Raw genomic sequence first — 18,499 nt, forward strand, 5'->3', positions numbered from 1 at the left:
GGCCGGTTTCCTCGGTGAGATTATCCGGCCACTACCGTAGGACGCTTTGCCTGTCTGCGCAATAACCTCAGACACGCTCCAGTTGCCAGCCGATGGCGTGCCACGTCAGATGGTGAGTCGGCTCAATCGCCTGCAAGAATGCCTCGTCGTGTGATACGGCCAGCAGCGCGCCGGCAAACCCCTTCAATGCCTGCTCAAACGCCAGCACCGACTCCAGGTCCAGGTGATTGGTGGGTTCATCCAATAACAGTAATTGCGCCGGTGTCTCACGCCACAAGGCTACGGCCATCGCAGCTTTCAAGCGCTCGCCGCCGCTGAGTTGCCCTGCCGGCTGCGTAACCCGCAGCGCGTCCAACTGCAACAACGCCAGACGTGTGCGCAGTTCGGCTTCGGCCAGGGGCGTGTCGAGCAGGTTGAGTTGCTCGACAAGGCTGCGACGGTCGTCCAGCAGCGCCAGGTGCTGATCGATATAGGCGCTGGGCACCGCGACGCTGCACTCGCCACTGACCGCCTGCCAGTGGCCGGCTAGCACTTTGAGCAAGGTCGATTTGCCGCAACCGTTCGGCCCACGTACGGCAACGCGAGCCGGGCCTGTCAGGTTGAGCGTCAGGTAGCTGGCGGGTGCTTGGGGATCAAGCCAGGGTAATTGCGCCTGTTCCAGCACCAGCACCTGGCGGCCATTCGGGACGGTTGAGCCTGGTAATGCGAGCAGTGTGGGCGTCTCATCCGCCACGCGCTCGTAAGCTTGGCGCACTTGGGCGTCGAGTTGGTTTTTGTGTTCGTGATGGGCACTGCGTACCGTGCTGACAATCTCCTTGGCTGCGCTTTTCCAGCGGGCCTTGGTAAAACGGTCGACGTTTGCGGTCTCGGCCTGTTTACGTGCGCGTGCGGCGTGGCGCTGCAGGTCGTCGTGATCTTTTTGCAGGCGCCGACGCTCGCGGCTGCGGGCCAGACGCGCCTGTTCCCACGCAGCAATCGCGGCCTGCTGATGAGTGTCGCGTTGCTGGCGATAGGCATCGTAGTTGCCGCCATACACTTGAATGCCCAGGGGCGACAGCTCGATGATGCGGCCCATGGCATTGAGCAACTGTCGATCATGGCTGACCACCACCAGGCCACCGCGCCAATCGCGCAACACACGCAACAGCCAGTCGCGCCCGTCAGCATCAAGATGGTTGCTGGGCTCATCCAGAATCAGCAACTGCGGCGCCGCCAACAACGCCCCGATCAGCGCGACCCTGGCAAGTTGGCCGCCGCTGAGTTGATCGGCCGGGGTACTGCCACTGAGAGTCTGCAAACCCGCTGCATCCAGTGCCTGACGCAGGCGTTCGGCGAGGTCCCAGCGATCGTCGATCAGTTCCAGGTCACCGAGGCGTGCATCGCCCTGGCCCATTCGCTCAAGGGCAGCCAAGGCCGCGGCAGTTGCGGTGATATCGGCGATGGTTTGCCCTGGTTGAGCCGTGATGGCCTGGGGCACATAGGCAACGTGGGCCGGTTTTTTCAACGTGCCGGAGGAGGGCAGCAGCACGCCGGCCATCAACTTGGCCAGGATACTTTTGCCCCGTCCATTGCGCCCGACGATACCGGTAGGCGTTTGATCAATGGACAGGTTCACGTCGGCCAGCAAGGTTTCGCCATTGGCGAACTGGAAAGACAGGTGTTGCAGGGAAACAAGTGCGGGCAGCCGTTTGACGTCAGTCATCAGCACCTCCAAAAAAATGTCGAACAGGCCAACAAGCGCGCCAGGCGGCTCGTTGCAGATACATTTTGGAAGGCTTAGTTGTTCACGTCGGCGGTCATCCCGTGAGTCAGAAGGGAGGCAGAGCCTAACCCACCTTAACTTTGTGCGGCAAGTCTTCGGCCAGTTTTTCCAGGAACATTGCCAGCGCGACTTCTTCGGCTTTCAGGCCTTTGCGCACTCGCGGCTTGGGCAGCTTCGACAATTCACCGAGGCTGAAATGCTCAAGCACCGCCGGGTGGATATAGCACTTGCGGCACACCGCCGGCGTGTTGCCCAGCTGCCGGGCGACATCCTTGACCATCGCCACCACATGCCGCTTAGCGTCGGATTCGGGCTGCCACGCCAACTCGCGCAACACCGCCAGCGCCATTGCTGTGCCGGCCCAGGTGCGGTAGTCCTTGGCGGTAAAGTCTTCGCCGGTCAGGCGGTGCAGGTAGTCGTTGACGTCCTGGGAGCTGACGGTATGCCGCTCACCGTCTTCGTCCAGGTACTGGAACAGGTTTTGCCCTGGCAATTCCATGCAACGCTTGACCACCCGGGCCAGGCGCCGATCCTTGACGCTGACTTGGTGCTCCACGCCACTCTTGCCACGAAACTGGAACTGGATCTCGCTGCCCTTGATGTCCACATGGCGGTTGCGCAGGGTGGTCAGGCCGTAGGATTTGTTTTCGCGGGCATATTGGGTATTACCGACGCGGATCAGCGTGGCGTCCAGCAACATCACCACCGTGGCCAACACCTTTTCGCGGGTAAACCCCGGCTCGGCGATTTGTGCTTCGAGCTGTTTGCGCAATCTGGGCAAAGCGGCGCCAAAAGCCTGTAAGCGCGAGTACTTGTCGCTGTCGCGCACCTCGCGCCAGCGTGGGTGGTAACGGTACTGCTTACGGCCACGGGTGTCGCGGCCGGTGGCTTGCAGGTGGCCGCGAGGGTCGGCGCAGATCCACACATCGGTGTAGGCGGGTGGCACCGCCAAGGCGTTCAGGCGTTTGATTTCGTCCGCGTCGGTAATGCGCTCGCCTTTGGCGTTCAGATACTGGAATTTGCCTCGCACTTTTTTACGGCGGATGCCGGGCTGGGTGTCATCCACATAATGCAGGTCGCGAGGCAGGTCGGCGGGTAACGAAGAGTCAGGCATGGGGCGGGTTCCTTGGCAACAAATCAGGCCGGTATGTCTGATTGACCGCAGCGCCCTGCGGTCGTGCCAAATGCTTAAGCCAGTACGGCCACCGCCTTGATTTGCGCCCACAACGTCTGGCCCGGATGCAGTTGCAATTGGTCGCGGGAGAAGCGCGTGATGCGCGCCAGTAACGGCGTGCCGCCGGCGTCCAGGCGCACCAGCACATGGGCGCTGTTGTCCGCGCCGATAGTCTGGGTGACGGTCACCGGCAAGCGGTTGAGGATGCTGCTGTGTTCTTGGGCCTGCAGGCTCAGGCTTACATCCCGCGCCTGGACCTTGACCCGCAGCGGGTTGCCCACCGCCAGCGGGACATGGGCCACGCGCATCTGCAACGGGCAATCGGGCAACTGCAGAGTGAGCAACTGATAGTGCGCGTCGTAGGCAACGACGCTGCCGGCGATCACCACGCCGGCATCGTCGCCCAGCGCCAAGGGCAGGTCGAGGCGCGCCAGGGTCTCGCCGATCGGGCCACTGGCCAGGGCCTTGCCGTCGCTGAGCAGAACGATATGGTCGGCCAGTCGCGCCACTTCGTCCTGGGCATGGCTGACGTAGAGCACCGGGATATCCAGCTCGTCGTGCAGGCGTTCCAGGTAAGGCAATATCTCGCTTTTGCGCTGGCTGTCCAGGGCCGCCAGCGGTTCATCCATCAACAACAACTTGGGGCTGGTGAGCAAGGCGCGGGCGATGCCGATGCGCTGGCGCTCGCCGCCGGACAAGTGTTGCGGATGACGCTCAAGCAAGTGCCCGATACCCAACAGTTCGGTGGCCTGGGCCATGTCCACGCGCCGTTGCGGGCGTGGGATACGTTTGAGGCCGAACTCCAGATTGGCGAGCACCGACAGGTGAGGAAACAGGCTCGCCTCTTGGAACACATAGCCCAGGGCGCGTTTATGCGGCGGCACAAACAGCCCTTTGCGGCTGTCTTGCCACACCTCGTCGTTGATGTGCACAAAACCGTGTTCGGCGCGTTCCAGACCGGCGATGCAGCGCAGGCAGGTGGTCTTGCCTGAACCGGAATGTCCGTACAGCGCGCTCACGCCACGGCCGGGCAATTGCAGGTCCACATCCAGTGCGAAGGCGGAATATTTCAGGTGCAGGCGTATATCCATCATCGCGATCAACTCCAGCCCATCTTGGTTTTACGGCTGGAATAGAGCGCCAGCAACACGAGGAAGGCGAATACCACCATGGCCCCGGCCAGCCAATGGGCCTGGGCATATTCCATGGCTTCGACGTGGTCGTAGATTTGCACCGAGACGACACGGGTCTTGTCCGGGATATTGCCGCCGATCATCAGCACCACGCCGAACTCACCAACGGTATGGGCGAAGCCCAGAATCGAGGCGGTGATAAACCCAGGGCGTGCCAGCGGCAGGATCACCGTGAAAAACGTGTCCCACGGGTTGGCGCGCAAGGTCGCGGCCACTTCCAGCGGGCGCGTGCCGATGGCAGAAAACGCATTCTGCAACGGCTGCACCACGAAGGGCATGGAGTAGATCACCGAGCCAATCACCAGCCCGGCGAAACTGAAGGTGAGGGTGTCCAGGCCCAGCCACTGCGTGAATTGGCCGACGTACCCATTGGGCCCCATGGCCAACAGCAAGTAAAAGCCGATGACCGTTGGCGGCAACACCAACGGCAGTGCGACCACTGCGCCGATGGGGCCGCGCCACTTGGAACGGGTGCGCGACAGCCACAGGGCGATCGGTGTGCCGATGATCAACAGGATCAGGGTGGTCAACGAGGCCAGTTTGAGGGTCAACCAGATCGCAGAAACATCAGCACTTGTCAGGGGCATTTACAGCTCGTAACCGTAGGATTTGATAACGGCAGCCGCTTTCGGGCCTTTGAGGTAGTCCACCAGGGCCTTGGCGGCGGCGCTGTCCTTGCCCTTGTTGAGGATTACGGCGTCCTGTTTGATCGGGTCATGCAGGGAGGCCGGAACAATCCACGCCGAACCGCCGGTGACTTTGCCGTCTTTGTAGATTTGCGACAAGGCCACAAAACCCAGCTCGGCGTTGCCGGTAGCCACAAACTGATAAGCCTGGGTGATGTTCTGGCCCTCGACGAGCTTGTCCTTGACCTTGTCAGTCAAGCCTTCCCTGGCCAGTACCTGGGTGGCGGCCAGGCCGTAGGGCGCTGTTTTGGGGTTGGCGATGGACAAGTGCTTGAATTGGTTTTTCTTCAGCACATCACCGTTGGCATCCACATAGCCTTCTTTGGCCGACCACAGCGCCAGGGTGCCGACCGCGTAGGTGAAGCGTGAACCCTTGACGGTAGCGCCTTCGCTTTCGAGTTTTTGCGCGGTGGTGTCATCGGCGCTGAGGAACACTTCAAACGGCGCGCCATTCTTGATCTGGGTGTAGAACTGCCCGGTGGCACCGTAGGCCGCGACCAGTTTATGGCCGGTGTCTTTCTCGAAGTCGGCGGCAATCACCTGTATCGGGGCAGTGAAGTTGGCGGCCACGGCCACCTGCACTTCGTCGGCATGGGCCGTACCCAAGGCAAAGGCGGCAAGCAGGGGGGCCAGGCGCGAAACGCGGGTCATCATGAAGCAACTCCTTGAAGGTGTACGGCAGGTTGTAGGTAAAAAGGCTTACCGCTATGTATGGGAATATATAGCGGTAGGCTATTACCGGTACAGCACCAAGTTGCTGCGCAGGTCAGTCGCGGGTGAATCTGGCTATCGCGTGCTCGGCCAATTCGCGGGTCAGGTCATAGGTGGACAGGTTTTTGCCCAGCCTCAGAGCCTGGCCCGCCCACAGGTTGCTGAAACCGGCTTCATCCTTGGCCTTGAGTGGCATTAATGCGCCTCCCGCTTTGGGGAACGCCGGCGCCGCTGGGTTGATTGCGCCGAGTTCACGCATCACCCGGTTGACGATGCCCCGCGCCGGGCGGCCGGTGAACAGGTTGGTCAGCGCGGTTTCGCTGGCCTGGGCATGGCGCAGCGCATGGTGATGGGCGGCGCTTACAGTGGCTTCGGGCGTGAACAGGTACGCCGTGCCGATCTGCACCGCCGAAGCGCCGAGGGCAAAGGCCGCAACGATGCCGCGTGCATCGGCGATTCCGCCCGCAGCAATCACCGGCACGCTGACCGCGTCGACGATCTGTGGCAGCAGCGCCATCAAGCCGATCTGGCTATTGAGGTCATCGCTGAGAAACAGGCCACGGTGCCCACCCGCTTCGATGCCCATGGCGATGATCGCGTCGCAGCCGTGCTGTTCCAGCCACACGGCTTCCTCGACGGTGGTGGCCGATGACAGCACCTTGGCACCGGTGGCTTTTACCCGGTCCAGCAAAGACTTCTCTGGCAGGCCAAAATGAAAGCTCACCACTTCTGGCCGAAACGCTTCCACCACCTGGCAGGCTGCGTCATTGAACGGCGCACGGTTGGACACCGGGGTTGGCGCATCAAAGTCGGCGCCCAGCTCATGGTAGTAAGGTTGCAGCAAGGCCTTCCAAGCCTGATCCCGCGCTTCATCGGCATCGGACGGTTGATGGCAGAAGAAGTTGACGTTCAGCGGCGCATGATTGGCCTGGCGAATGAGGGCCAAGGCCTCGCGCAGTTGCTCCAGGCTCAGCGCCGCCGCAGGCATGGAGCCCAGGGCACCGGCTTGCTGAGCGGCGATGACCATGGCGGTGGTCGTCGCGCCAGCCATCGGCGCCTGGATGATCGGCACCTCAATGCCCAACAGGTCAAGAATGCGGGTGTCTGGCCAGGTGCTCATGGGTTGCTTCTCCAGCGTTAGTAGGGCTTTTCGCTGTTTTAGCAGGGCAATCAGCACCCGGCCAGTCTGTTTTATTCACTGGACGGGAGCGGCCTTTTGTGGGACTGGGTTTCGCGCTCAAGTAACTGGCGCTTGCGCTCTACGCCCCAGCGGTAGCCCGACAGCTCGCCATTGCTGCGCACCACGCGATGACAGGGAATCGCCACCGCCAGGTGGTTGGCACCACACGCCTGGGCCACGGCGCGAAAGGAGGAGGGTGCGCCGATACGCTCGGCAATCTGCGCATAGCTGGCGGTGCTGCCCGCAGGGATTTCGCGCAACGCCTGCCACACCCGCTCCTGAAAGGCCGTGCCGCGCAGGTCCAAGGGCAAATCCAGGCCCACGGCAGGGGCCTCGACAAAGCCAACGACCTGGGCCACCAGTTGTTCGAACCCCTGATCCGCGCCGATCAACTCAGCCTTGGGAAACTGGTCTTGCAGGTCGCGCACCAGTTTGTCCGGATCATCACCCAATAAAATCGCACACACGCCACGTTGGCTTTGCGCCACCAGAATCGCCCCCAGCGAGCACTGGCCAACGGCAAAGCGGATGGTGTTATTGGCGCCGCCGCCTTTGTAATCTCGCGGTTTCATGCCGAGCACCTGGTCGGCGGCTTCATAAAAGCGGCTATTGGAATTAAAGCCCGCGTCGTACAGGGTGTCTGTCACCGAATGCTGGCCCTTGAGGCCGTCGCGCACTCTGCGCGAACGCAGGGCGCTGGCGTAACCCTTGGGGGTCAACCCGGTGTTGGCTTTGAATACGCGGTGAAAGTGAAACGGACTCAGCCCGGCGGATCGGGCGAGCGCGTCCAGGCTAGGCGGGGTTTCGGCTTGTTCGATTTGCCGGCAGGCTTCGGCCACCAATTGCCCATGGTGTGCAGCCAACTGCGTCTGGTCGCCGGCAGCGCGTTTACTGGGACGATAACCGGCGGCTTCGGCCTGCGCCGGCGTGTCGAAAAATTCGACATTCTCCGGGCGCGGCAAACGCGAAGCGCTGCTGGGGCGGCAATACACGCCGGTGGTTTTCACGCCGTAGACAAACAAGGCGTCAGCCTTGGCATCACGGGCAATAATGGCAGCCCAGCGCGGATCGTGTTCGTTGTTCATGGCCTGCACTCTTGACGGTTCAGGAGCAGATTAAGCCTGCCGCTCGTCATCGACACTCCGAAGCTTGCGGTCAAATTAGCCCGCGGTGCGAAAGGTCAGGTTGATGCGCTGCGGGCCCATGATCGGATGCACGCCGTCCTTGATAGGCATCACGCCATGAAAGCGCAGGCGATCAACGCCGCCCCACACGACCACATCACCATGAAACAGCGAGACCTTTTGGGTGTTGTCGCTGCGCGCATGCCCACCGAACAGGAAAATCGCCGGCAGCCCCAGGGACACCGAGACCACGGGCGCGCTGTAGTTGCGCTCGTTCTTGTCTTGGTGCAGGGACATTTTCGCCCCCGGTACGTAACGGTTGATCAGGCAGGCATCGGGTAGAAAACCGCTGAAGCCGGCCTCGATTGCCGCTGTCACGGCCAGTTGGCGCAACGTCTCGGGCATGGCGGGCCAGGGCTGCTGGTTGCGCGGGTCGAGTGGGCTGTAGCGATAGCCACGGGCGTCGGTGGTCCAGCCCAGCTCGCCGCAACTGCTCAGCGCCGCCGACATGGTAAAGCCGCCGGGGGTGACCATCTGCCGAAACGGTGATTGAGCCAGGACACGCCGCAGTTCAGGCAATAACCGCTCGATCCAGGGCAAGGCATAGCCCCTCAGTACATACGACTCTTCGCCAATTTGCTCGCGCCCGGGAGGCTGTTGCAGGGCCTCATCGGCAAACAAATCGGCGGTAGGGCCTGGCATGGCTTACAGCGCCTTGCTCACGTTGATGTCGGTGATTTCGTCGCTGGCATCATGAATTTTTGCCAAGGCTTGCTTGGCTTCTTCGACGCTGTTGTTTTGCAACTGGGCAAATTCAAAGCGGCGTTCGCCGTTGAGCTTGTACTTGATGACGTATTTGGTTGTGGTGGTCACAGCTTTTTTCCTGTCAGGTGTTCGGGTCAGCTCAGCTTGCTGCTGGTACGACGAACGATACGAATCTTGTGGGACAACGCAGGCTTGCGGGTCACGCTGATGGCGCGACGGGTCACCACATCCAGGGTGATGTTCCAGAAGCCGGTGCTGGGCGCGGTGATCTTGGCCGGGAATTTATCAAATGCGCCGCCGTGGTAGGTATGGCGGCCGCCATTTTTGAAGCTGCGAAAGTTCGCATCGCTCATCAGGCGAATATTGCAGGTCTGCGAGCATTCGATGACGACAATGTCTCCCTCGTTGAGGTGCTCACGCTGGTGGATGAATTTCATGGGGTGTCTCCAGAAGGGCTTTTTCTGAAAAATCAGAACGATACGTAGGTTAAGATGGAGTTTATCAGCCCCAGCGCGTTTATTATCGGGCCGTCGTCGACGACTTCGACAATTTAAAACAGTTATTTACCGAGTTATCACAGATAAATCCTACGTTGGTGGGAGAAAATTACCATCCCCGCTGTCGTAGGGTCTTTATCGGAGGTTTTTGTATGAAGTGGAGTGTGTTGGTGCTGGCCTTGGCAATAGGTGGGTGTGCTTCGGTTGCAGATATCAAGCAGACCCCGCCAACATTGGTGGTCATCTCAGGGAAGAAGCCGCAGGAATATGCGGCGTGCGTGGTGCGCAAATTGGAGGCGACCCGTCGGCCGCCGCAGATCGAGCCCCATAAAGACGGCATTCAGGTGATCGTGCCGCAGAAGTTCTCGGCAGACCCGTCGGCGATCTTTGAAATTGAAGACCGCTCCAGCGGTAGCAGCATCAAGCTTTATGAAAGCATGTCCAATGTGCCCATCCGCCCGGGCGACGTGAAGAAGGCAGGGGAAGAGTGCATTTCCGGTTGAGCCACAGGCCCACCCCTCAAACCCGATAAAAAAAGCCATCACCCTGCAGGGACGGCCTGCATCCGTTAAACTGTCGGGCATTCACTACAAAGATGCCGCTCAAACCCTGGGTTTGAGCGGCATTTGTTTTTCTGGAAAGCCCGTTATGAAACGAGAACACGTCAAAGCCCGCCATGCCGAAGGGCAGATCTCGGCCACCCATGTCATCCAGAACCCCGCCGATCTGGGCGAGTGGATCGTGTTTTTCAAGAAGAGCGGCGGGCGCAGCTACTTCCTGGTGGACGAACAGGATGAGGTCGAGTCATTTGCTCGTCTGGATGACCTGATCGAAACCCTGCGTGGCCTGGGGGTCAAATTCGCTGAAGTGCACCTGTAGCAGCGTTACTTGCAGACCACCACCACGCTACGGCCTTTGAAGTTGCCCACGTCCTGGCCCAGGGTCTTGTCGCTTTCCTTGAGTGCCGGCGTGCCATTGGTGCCAACGATGCGGTAACCGGTGCCGGCGCAGGATGCGTCCGCTTTCTCGTAGCAACTGGCCCATGAATTGGCCTCGCCCGAGCAGTCGATGGTCAAGCCTTGTTCACCATTTTTCAGCACGGTGTCGGAAGCGGTGGTGCAGCCGGCGAGTGCCAGTACCGCGGTCAGTGCCAGGATTTTTTTCATAGAGGTTCGTCATCGAGGGTATTGGAAGGGCGCGCTGACACTGTCGTGGCGTTGCTGAAGGTTATAGCGAACTGCCATCTAGGTACAGACAAACAAAAAAGCCCCGCTTAACGGGGCTTTCAAAGCGGTGCAACGAGGCTTACTTGGTTTTCGGCCGCTTGCTCGATGCATGGCCTGCCTCATCTACAAACACTTCGGCGACGGCGATCGCCATGCTTTCGGTCTCGAATACGCCGGCAACGCTGTCACCGTGAAAATTGATCAAGTGCCAGCCGTCCGCTCGCTTCGTGATCAGGTAGCCGTTTACACCTTTGGGTTCTGACATCTGTTGGCAATCTCGTGGTCTTGGTTCAAGGCGCCCATGATAGCGCCAAATGCCGGGGCGGGGCGCAAGTTGTTGCGGGTCAGTGCCAGGGGCGCCAAAGCGTGCTAAAACCAATGCAGCCCTTCTAAACAAGGGGCCAAGTCGGATTCTGGCCGACCGTTGGTGATGCGCTATGCAGCATCAGCGGAACTTACGCCGACATTTTTTCTCTATGATGACATTGCAACGCCAGCAGGACCCCATTGTAAGGTGACTGCGGCCTGATTAGACTGCGCCGAATTCCGTACGCACAGCCCTTTGTAAGGACTCATATGATCAAGAAATGCTTGTTCCCAGCAGCCGGTTACGGCACTCGCTTCTTGCCAGCGACCAAAGCCATGCCCAAAGAAATGCTGCCAGTGGTGAACAAGCCACTGATTCAGTACGGTGTGGAAGAGGCACTGGATGCCGGTTTGAACGAGATCTCCATCGTCACGGGTCGTGGTAAGCGCGCGCTGGAAGACCACTTCGACATCAGCTATGAGCTGGAAAACCAGATCAAGGGCACCGACAAGGAAAAATACCTGGTCGGTATCCGTAAACTGCTCGACGAGTGCTCGTTCTCCTACACCCGTCAGACCCAGATGAAAGGCCTCGGCCACGCCATCCTTACCGGCCGCCCGCTGATCGGTGATGAACCCTTCGCCGTGGTCCTGGCGGACGACCTGTGCGTCAACCTGGAAGGCGACGGTGTGCTGACCCAGATGGTCAAGCTCTACCAGAAATACCGTTGCACCATCGTTGCGGTAATGGAAGTCAACCCGACCGAAACCAATAAGTACGGTGTTATCGCCGGCGACGATATTGGCGATGGCCTGATCCGCGTACGCGACATGGTCGAGAAACCAGCACCGGAAGACGCGCCATCGAACCTGGCGATTATCGGTCGTTACATCCTCACGCCGGACATCTTCAAGCTGATCGAAGAAACCGAGCCAGGCAAGGGCGGCGAGATCCAGATCACCGACGCTCTGCTCAAGCAAGCCAAAGATGGTTGCGTGATTGCCTACAAGTTCAAGGGCCAGCGTTTCGACTGCGGCGGCGCTGAGGGCTACATCGAAGCGACCAACTTCTGCTACGAGCATTTCTACAAGACGGGCAAGGCTTACTGATTCACGCTTGCCGGTACGTTTTAAGCGAAAGCCACCTTCGGGTGGCTTTTTCGTTTTTTAGCCCCATGTAAGTCGGTATGCTGGTGTCCTGCCGAGGAGAGTGAAATGGCCTACGATTTTGACCTGTATGTAATTGGCGCCGGTTCCGGCGGTGTTCGCGCGGCGCGCTTTGCCGCAGGCTTTGGCGCCAAGGTGGCGGTGGCCGAGAGCCGCTACCTGGGTGGCACCTGTGTGAACGTCGGCTGCGTGCCAAAGAAGCTGTTGGTGTACGGCGCGCATTTTGCCGAAGACTTTGAACAGGCCAGCGGCTTTGGCTGGTCCCTGGGTGAGGCGAACTTTGATTGGGCGACCCTGATCGCCAACAAGGATCGTGAGATCAACCGCCTCAACGGTATCTATCGCAACCTGTTGGTCAACAGCGGCGTGACCCTGCATGAAGGGCATGCACGCCTGGTCGATGCCAATCAGGTGGAGATCAACGGTGAGCGCTTCACTGCCAAGCACATCCTGATCGCCACCGGCGGCTGGCCGCAGATCCCTGAGATTCCAGGGCGCGAACACGCCATTGGCTCCAATGAGGCATTCTTTCTTAAAGAGCTGCCCAAGCGCGTGCTGGTAGTGGGTGGTGGTTATATCGCCGTTGAGTTCGCCGGCATCTTCCACGGCTTGGGCGCCCAAACGTCATTGCTGTATCGCGGCGATCTGTTCTTGCGCGGCTTTGACGGTTCGGTGCGCAAACACCTGCAAGAAGAGCTGACCAAGCGCGGCCTGGACTTGCAGTTCAATGCCGACATCGAGCGTATCGACAAGCAGGCCGACGGCAGCCTTAAGGCCACTTTGAAGGATGGCCGCGTGCTGGAAGCAGATTGCGTGTTCTACGCCACTGGCCGCCGTCCAATGCTGGATAACCTGGGCCTGGAAAATACCGGGGTCAAACTGGACGAGCGCGGTTTCGTCGCGGTGGATGATCTCTACCAGACCGCCGAGCCGTCGATCCTGGCGATTGGCGATGTGATTGGTCGTGTGCAGCTGACGCCGGTGGCCCTGGCTGAAGGCATGGCCGTGGCGCGGCGGTTGTTCAAGCCCGAGCAATACCGCCCGGTGGATTACGCCAATATCGCGACGGCGGTGTTCAGCCTGCCGAATATCGGCACAGTCGGCCTGACTGAAGAGGATGCACGCAAAAATGGCCACAACGTGCAGATCTTTGAAAGCCGGTTCCGGCCGATGAAGCTGACCCTGACCGATTGCCAGGAAAAGACCCTGATGAAGCTGGTGGTCGACGCCGACACCGACAAAGTGTTGGGTTGCCACATGGTCGGCCCGGATGCGGGTGAGATCGTGCAAGGGCTGGCGATCGCGCTCAAGGCGGGCGCGACCAAGCAGCATTTCGATGAAACCATCGGCGTGCATCCTACGGCGGCGGAAGAATTCGTCACCATGCGCACGCCTGTGGCGCCCTGATCAGCTTGGCTCTGCTGCCTCTGGCAGCGTTGCAACGACGGTCGCCAGGCGCAGGGCTTCGATGCTTGCCTGGGCCTTGATCAGGTCCAGCTCAAGCGCCTTGTTGTGCTGCTGATATTCAAGCAGTGACGCTTGGCGCGATTGGCTGTCCAGCACGGCAACCCGTAGGCGCTCCTGGAGCAGGGTGCGCTCGCTGTCGATCTTGCTGAGCTGTTCCTTGAGTTTCAACTGTAGCGCCTGGTCCTGGCGAGCGTGCTCCTGCAGCGTATTCAATTCCTTGGTTGTCACTCGCTGCTCACTCAGCAGGCGCTCGTTGTCGCGATGCAGTTGGGTGATTTCGTCCTGGCGCACCAGAGCGCTTTGCTGGGCCTGACGCAATTCGGCCTGTACCTGTTGCAACTGGCCCTCATGGCGACGCTGTTCCTGTTCACGCTGCTCCTTGATGGCAGTGCGGTAATGCTCAAGCGCATCGCGGGCGTGCAGGTGTTTTTCTTCCAGTGAGCGAATCTGCTCGTCTTTGTCGTTGAGCCTTAGCTCGTAGTCGCTGCACGCCTGGCTCAGCCCGGCGTTACGGGTTTGCTCGGTCTGCAGGCTGGTGCTGGCGGTTTGCAGCGCCGCGCTTTCTTCAGCGAGGGCAGCGGCCTGGATATCAAATTGCTGTTTGAGTTGGGTGTGCGCTTCTTCCAGGGTTTCTAACTGGGCGAGCAGGGCGGCTTTTTGTTGCTCGAATTGCGCCAGGGCCAGGTCGATCGGCTCTTGGGCCTTCTCTTTCAGGCGTTGGGACAGGCGTGCGACCAGTTCACCAAGCTCATCGTCGATCGGCGCTTGGGTGATGGTCTGGCGCGTCTCACTTTCGTCCAGCTCTTTCAAATAGCGATGAATGGTGGTTTTCGAGCCGGTATTACCCATTTCGATACGCACCGCATCGATGCTGGGGTTTTCGCCACGGGCGAGGATCGCCAGGCGTGCCGTTTGCACTACTGCTTTGTTTATGCCACCGCGAGCCATGGGGTCTCCGTCGATTAAGTACTGTGGTACATGGTATGTATATACATACTATAACATGATTAAAAACTCGTTGAAATTCATGATTTAACAGATGGGATATTGACGTATTATCCCGTGTCATAAGCATTTTCATCAGCCATTCACCCGTCAGCGGTACGAAAAGACGCCTATGAGCGACCTGGACCGATATCTCAACGCTGCCACCCGCGACAACACGCGCCGCAGCTACCGCGCGGCCATCGAGCATTTCGAAGTCAGTTGGGGAGGGTTCCTGCCGGCCACCAGCGACAGCGTGGCGCGCTACCTCGTGGCGCATGCCGGGGTGTTGGCAGTCAACACCTTGAAACTGCGGCTCTCGGCCTTGGCGCAATGGCATACCAGCCAAGGGTTTGCCGACCCGACGAAGGCGCCGGTGGTACGCAAGGTGCTCAAGGGCATCCGCGCCGTGCACCCGGCGCGGGAGCGGCAGGCCGAGCCTCTGCAGCTCACGCAGTTGGAGCAAGTAATCGCCGCCCTGGACATTGAAGCTAAACAGGCCAGCGAGCATCACGACCCGCCGCGCTTGCTACGGGCCAAGCGCGACGCTGCGCTGATTCTGCTGGGCTTCTGGCGCGGCTTTCGCAGTGATGAGCTGTGCCGATTAAGCATTGAGCACGTGCAGGCCGTGCCAGGCGCAGGCATTAGCCTGTACTTGCCACGCAGCAAAAGTGACCGTGACAACCTCGGCAAAACCTACCAGACCCCAGCGTTGCTCCGGCTGTGTCCGGTACAGGCTTATAGCGAGTGGCTCAGCGCCTCGGCTTTGGTGCGCGGCCCGGTGTTTCGCGGCATCGACCGCTGGGGCAACCTGGGTGAGGAGGGCTTGCATCCCAACAGTGTGATCCCGTTATTGCGCCAGGCCCTTGAGCGCGCTGGCATCCCCGCCGATCAATACACCAGCCACTCCCTGCGTCGGGGCTTTGCCACTTGGGCGCATCGCAGTGGTTGGGATTTGAAGTCCCTGATGAGTTACGTCGGCTGGAACGACATGAAATCTGCGATGCGCTATGTTGAAGCGACGCCGTTTCTGGGCATGACCCTGGCAACCCAACCGTTGATTTGAGATTTTTTCTATTAATAGCGTCACCTGATAGAGAAACCCAATCGTCAGCATCAGGTTTGCCAATGAGCCATCGACCGTAAGAGCCGGTAGGATTCACTTCATCAACTTCTTAACCCCTGACGGAGAGTCAACGATGCCTATCATCAACAGCCAAGTAAAACCGTTTAAAGCCACCGCTTTCAAAAACGGCAGCTTCGTCGATGTGACCGACGCTGACCTGAAAGGCAAGTGGTCGGTTGTCTTCTTCTACCCAGCCGACTTCACCTTCGTTTGCCCAACCGAACTGGAAGACCTGGCTGACAACTATGCCGAATTCCAGAAGCTGGGCGTCGAAATCTACAGCGTTTCTACCGACACCCACTTTGCCCACGCTGCCTGGCACAACACGTCGCCAGCCATCGGCAAAATCCAGTACACCATGATTGGCGACCCAACCCTGACCATCTCCCGTAACTTCGACGTGCTGATCGAGGAGGCTGGCCTGGCAGACCGCGGCACCTTCGTGATCAACCCGGAAGGTCAGATCAAGATCGTTGAGCTGAACGACGGCGGTGTAGGTCGTGACGCTTCCGAGCTGCTGCGCAAGATCAAGGCCGCTCAGTACGTCGCTGCCCACCCGGGTGAAGTCTGCCCAGCCAAATGGAAAGAAGGCGAGGCCACTCTGGCGCCGTCTCTGGACCTGGTCGGCAAGATCTAAGTCTGTGAACGCGTATCAAGGGCGGGTATCCGCACTTAAGTAAGCTGCATCCGCCCTCAAAACGCCCGGGCGAGAGTCGCTCGGGCGTTTTTTTGTCTGCAATAAACCGAATGAACAGGAAATCGCCCGTATGTTGGACGCCAATCTTAAAGCTCAGTTGAAGTCATACCTGGAACGGGTCACCCAGCCGATCGAGATCATCGCCTCCCTCGACGACGGTGCGAAATCCCAGGAAATGCTTGCTCTTTTGCAGGACGTAACCAGCCTCTCAACGCTGATTACCCTGAACACCGATGGCAATGATGCGCGCAAGCCATCGTTCTCCATCAATCGCCCGGGTGCTGAGATCAGCCTGCGTTTCGCCGGCATCCCTATGGGCCATGAATTCACTTCGTTGGTGCTGGCCCTGTTGCAAGTGGGTGGCCACCCGTCGAAAGCCAGTGTCGAAGTAATTGAACAGATCCGCGCCCTCAAAGGCGAGTTCAGCTTCGAGACGTACTTCTCGCTGTCGTGCCAGAACTGCCCGGACGTGGTCCAGGCGCTGAATCTGATGGCCGTGCTGAACCCGAACATCCGCCACGTTGCGATTGATGGCGCGCTGTTCCAGGCTGAAGTCGATGAGCGCCAGATCATGGCGGTCCCGAGTGTCTACTTGAACGGAGTCAACTTTGGCCAGGGCCGCATGGGCCTCGAAGAAATCCTCGCCAAGCTCGACACCAGCGGTATCGAGAAAGCCGCGGAAAAAATCAGCGCCAAGGACGCCTTCGACGTCCTGGTGGTTGGCGGTGGCCCCGCCGGGTCCTCGGCTGCCATTTACGCGGCACGTAAAGGTATTCGTACCGGTGTGGCGGCTGAACGCTTTGGTGGCCAGGTACTGGACACCATGTCCATCGAGAATTTTATCTCGGTACAGGAAACCGAAGGGCCAAAACTGGCTAGTGCGCTGGAAGCCCATGTGCGTCAGTACGATGTGGACATCATGAACCTGCAACGCGCTAGCAGCCTGGTACCGGCGAAAAATGCCGGGGAGCTGCACGAAATTCGCTTCGAAAGCGGTGCGACCCTCAAGTCCAAGACCGTGATCCTGGCCACAGGCGCCCGCTGGAGAGAGATGGGTGTGCCCGGTGAGCAGGAATACAAAGCCCGCGGCGTGTGCTTCTGCCCGCACTGCGATGGCCCGCTGTTCAAAGGCAAGCGTGTGGCGGTGATCGGCGGCGGTAACTCCGGCGTGGAAGCGGCCATTGACCTGGCCGGTATCGTCAGCCATGTCACCTTGCTTGAGTTCGACAGCAAGCTGCGCGCCGACGCCGTGTTGCAACGCAAGCTCTACAGCCTGCCGAACGTGGATGTGATTACCAGTGCATTGACCAGTGAGGTCAAAGGCGATGGCCAGAAAGTCACCGGCCTTGCCTACAAGGACCGCGACAGCGGTGAGTTCAAGACCATCGACCTGGAAGGCATCTTCGTGCAGATTGGCTTGCTGCCCAACACCGACTGGCTCAAAGGCACGGTAGAGCTGTCGCCGCGCGGCGAGATCATTGTCGATGCCCGTGGCGAGACTTCACTGCCTGGCGTGTTCGCCGCCGGTGACGTAACCACCGTGCCGTACAAGCAGATCGTGATTGCAGTAGGCGAGGGCGCCAAGGCTTCGTTGAGCGCGTTCGATCACTTGATCCGCACCTCTGCTCCGGCGTAATCCTGGGCTGAAAATGAAAAACCCCATGAGCGATCATGGGGTTTTTCTCGTTCCCACGCCCGGCGCGGGATTCTCGTTCCCACGCTCCGCGGGGGAATGCATCCGGTGACGCTCCGCGTCACGCAGTGCTTATTACATCGGCGCCGGCTGGATGATCTCAACCCAATAGGCATCCGGGTCCTTGATGAACGCGAGGCTCTTCATGCGGCCATCCGTCAGGCGTTTCTGGAAATCACAGCCCAAGGCTTCGAAACGTTCGCACGCCGCCACAATGTCCGGCACCGAGATGCAGATATGGCCAAAGCCGCGTGGGTCGGTGTTGCCGTTGTGGTAGGCAAAGTCGGCATCGTTTTCGGTGCCGTGGTTGTGGGTCAGTTCGAGGATGCCCGGAATCGATTTCATCCATTGGGTACGCTCGGCGGCGTCGGCCGGGATCTGGGCCTTGTCCACCAGGGCCAGGAAGTACAGGCTGAATTCGGCTTCCGGGAAGTCACGTTTCTCGACCAGGGAGAAACCCAGGATGCGCGTGTAGAAGTCCAGCGACTTGGTGATGTCCTTGACCCGCAACATGGTGTGGTTGAACACGAAGTTTGCCGTAGCGTTGTCGGGTTGGGCAGTGACGCCCGGGAAGGTGTTCAATTCGTGCAGGCTCATGGGCCCTCCAGAAAAAATGTGAGATGAGCGGTCCATTGGCTTGCGGCCTGCCTCCATGCAGGCGGGCCATGATACGCAAGGCGCACCGGCTGCGCCAAATGAAAAAGCGCGCTAAACCCTTGCGGTCAGCGCGCGCCGGGCCGC

The 18,499-nt window shown here is 59.8% G+C and carries 21 protein-coding genes; 7 read left to right on the plus strand and 14 right to left on the minus strand.

Features of this window, described 5'->3' with window-relative positions; genetic code table 11:
- Positions 1-67 precede the first annotated feature (67 nt).
- From MHH62_RS02880 to MHH62_RS02925, 10 genes are all read right to left on the minus strand, one after another.
- Complete coding sequence (locus MHH62_RS02880) at positions 68-1,702, minus strand: ABC-F family ATP-binding cassette domain-containing protein (protein ID WP_339232413.1); 1,635 nt, start codon at positions 1,700-1,702, stop codon at positions 68-70.
- Between the two features lie 124 nt (positions 1,703-1,826).
- A complete protein-coding gene (locus MHH62_RS02885; protein ID WP_339232416.1) occupies positions 1,827-2,876 on the minus strand; it encodes a DNA topoisomerase IB in 1,050 nt (349 codons plus the stop codon).
- Positions 2,877-2,950: 74 nt separating this feature from the next.
- Positions 2,951-4,030, minus strand: coding sequence for a molybdenum ABC transporter ATP-binding protein (modC, locus tag MHH62_RS02890; protein ID WP_032903032.1), 1,080 nt, complete (start codon positions 4,028-4,030; stop codon positions 2,951-2,953).
- A 5-nt stretch (positions 4,031-4,035) separates the two neighbouring features.
- Positions 4,036-4,716 (minus strand): molybdate ABC transporter permease subunit, encoded by a 681-nt coding sequence (gene modB / locus MHH62_RS02895; protein WP_339232418.1) that lies wholly within the window; start codon positions 4,714-4,716, stop codon positions 4,036-4,038.
- Positions 4,717-5,469: a molybdate ABC transporter substrate-binding protein gene (modA, locus tag MHH62_RS02900; RefSeq protein ID WP_339232419.1), complete on the minus strand. Its 753-nt coding sequence runs from the start codon at positions 5,467-5,469 to the stop codon at positions 4,717-4,719. It abuts the gene before it with no gap.
- A 112-nt stretch (positions 5,470-5,581) separates the two neighbouring features.
- A complete protein-coding gene (locus MHH62_RS02905; protein WP_014718519.1) occupies positions 5,582-6,646 on the minus strand; it encodes a nitronate monooxygenase in 1,065 nt (354 codons plus the stop codon).
- A gap of 71 nt (positions 6,647-6,717) precedes the next feature.
- Positions 6,718-7,791, minus strand: coding sequence for a bifunctional DNA-binding transcriptional regulator/O6-methylguanine-DNA methyltransferase Ada (gene ada, locus MHH62_RS02910; protein ID WP_200599159.1), 1,074 nt, complete (start codon positions 7,789-7,791; stop codon positions 6,718-6,720).
- Between the two features lie 75 nt (positions 7,792-7,866).
- On the minus strand, positions 7,867-8,532 hold the full coding sequence (gene alkB / locus MHH62_RS02915) for a DNA oxidative demethylase AlkB (protein WP_339232421.1): 666 nt from the start codon (positions 8,530-8,532) through the stop codon (positions 7,867-7,869).
- A 3-nt stretch (positions 8,533-8,535) separates the two neighbouring features.
- Positions 8,536-8,703, minus strand: a complete 168-nt coding sequence (locus MHH62_RS02920) for a hypothetical protein (RefSeq protein WP_014718516.1) — start codon at positions 8,701-8,703, stop codon at positions 8,536-8,538.
- 26 nt (positions 8,704-8,729) lie between these two features.
- Positions 8,730-9,032, minus strand: coding sequence for a DUF1883 domain-containing protein (locus MHH62_RS02925; protein ID WP_003191319.1), 303 nt, complete (start codon positions 9,030-9,032; stop codon positions 8,730-8,732).
- Between the two features lie 212 nt (positions 9,033-9,244).
- Here MHH62_RS02925 and MHH62_RS02930 point away from each other — a divergent pair, with 212 nt between their 5' ends.
- Together MHH62_RS02930 and MHH62_RS02935 are read left to right on the plus strand one after the other, a co-directional pair.
- Entirely contained in the window at positions 9,245-9,595 is a 351-nt protein-coding gene (locus MHH62_RS02930) for a hypothetical protein (RefSeq protein ID WP_003191317.1), read from the plus strand.
- A gap of 145 nt (positions 9,596-9,740) precedes the next feature.
- Positions 9,741-9,971, plus strand: a complete 231-nt coding sequence (locus MHH62_RS02935; RefSeq protein WP_014718515.1) for a hypothetical protein — start codon at positions 9,741-9,743, stop codon at positions 9,969-9,971.
- Between the two features lie 5 nt (positions 9,972-9,976).
- Here the strand turns inward: MHH62_RS02935 and MHH62_RS02940 are convergent, their stop codons facing one another.
- Together MHH62_RS02940 and MHH62_RS02945 are read right to left on the minus strand one after the other, a co-directional pair.
- Entirely contained in the window at positions 9,977-10,258 is a 282-nt protein-coding gene (locus MHH62_RS02940) for a hypothetical protein (RefSeq protein WP_014718514.1), read from the minus strand.
- Between the two features lie 139 nt (positions 10,259-10,397).
- A complete protein-coding gene (locus tag MHH62_RS02945; RefSeq protein ID WP_003191311.1) occupies positions 10,398-10,583 on the minus strand; it encodes a hypothetical protein in 186 nt (61 codons plus the stop codon).
- 311 nt (positions 10,584-10,894) lie between these two features.
- Here MHH62_RS02945 and galU point away from each other — a divergent pair, with 311 nt between their 5' ends.
- Both galU and gorA read left to right on the plus strand, forming a co-directional pair.
- Entirely contained in the window at positions 10,895-11,734 is an 840-nt protein-coding gene (gene galU / locus MHH62_RS02950; RefSeq protein ID WP_003173830.1) for a UTP--glucose-1-phosphate uridylyltransferase GalU, read from the plus strand.
- A gap of 105 nt (positions 11,735-11,839) precedes the next feature.
- Positions 11,840-13,198: a glutathione-disulfide reductase gene (gorA, locus tag MHH62_RS02955; protein WP_336826629.1), complete on the plus strand. Its 1,359-nt coding sequence runs from the start codon at positions 11,840-11,842 to the stop codon at positions 13,196-13,198.
- Here gorA and MHH62_RS02960 read toward each other — a convergent pair whose 3' ends face one another.
- Positions 13,199-14,206: a DNA-binding protein gene (locus tag MHH62_RS02960; RefSeq protein ID WP_336826627.1), complete on the minus strand. Its 1,008-nt coding sequence runs from the start codon at positions 14,204-14,206 to the stop codon at positions 13,199-13,201.
- A gap of 169 nt (positions 14,207-14,375) precedes the next feature.
- On the opposite strand from MHH62_RS02960, the gene MHH62_RS02965 reads away from it, so the two are divergent.
- The 3 genes from MHH62_RS02965 (at position 14,376) to ahpF (ending at position 17,701) form a co-directional block, all read left to right on the plus strand.
- Positions 14,376-15,308, plus strand: a complete 933-nt coding sequence (locus tag MHH62_RS02965) for a site-specific integrase (RefSeq protein WP_020302757.1) — start codon at positions 14,376-14,378, stop codon at positions 15,306-15,308.
- Between the two features lie 133 nt (positions 15,309-15,441).
- Positions 15,442-16,005, plus strand: coding sequence for an alkyl hydroperoxide reductase subunit C (ahpC, locus tag MHH62_RS02970; RefSeq protein ID WP_003191303.1), 564 nt, complete (start codon positions 15,442-15,444; stop codon positions 16,003-16,005).
- A 130-nt stretch (positions 16,006-16,135) separates the two neighbouring features.
- Positions 16,136-17,701: an alkyl hydroperoxide reductase subunit F gene (ahpF, locus tag MHH62_RS02975; RefSeq protein WP_020302758.1), complete on the plus strand. Its 1,566-nt coding sequence runs from the start codon at positions 16,136-16,138 to the stop codon at positions 17,699-17,701.
- A 132-nt stretch (positions 17,702-17,833) separates the two neighbouring features.
- Here ahpF and gloA read toward each other — a convergent pair whose 3' ends face one another.
- Positions 17,834-18,355: a lactoylglutathione lyase gene (gene gloA / locus MHH62_RS02980; RefSeq protein WP_003191301.1), complete on the minus strand. Its 522-nt coding sequence runs from the start codon at positions 18,353-18,355 to the stop codon at positions 17,834-17,836.
- Positions 18,356-18,499: the final 144 nt, after the last annotated feature.

Source organism: Pseudomonas sp. FSL L8-0168, assembly GCF_037976155.1.
Classification (GTDB): domain Bacteria; phylum Pseudomonadota; class Gammaproteobacteria; order Pseudomonadales; family Pseudomonadaceae; genus Aquipseudomonas; species Aquipseudomonas paracarnis.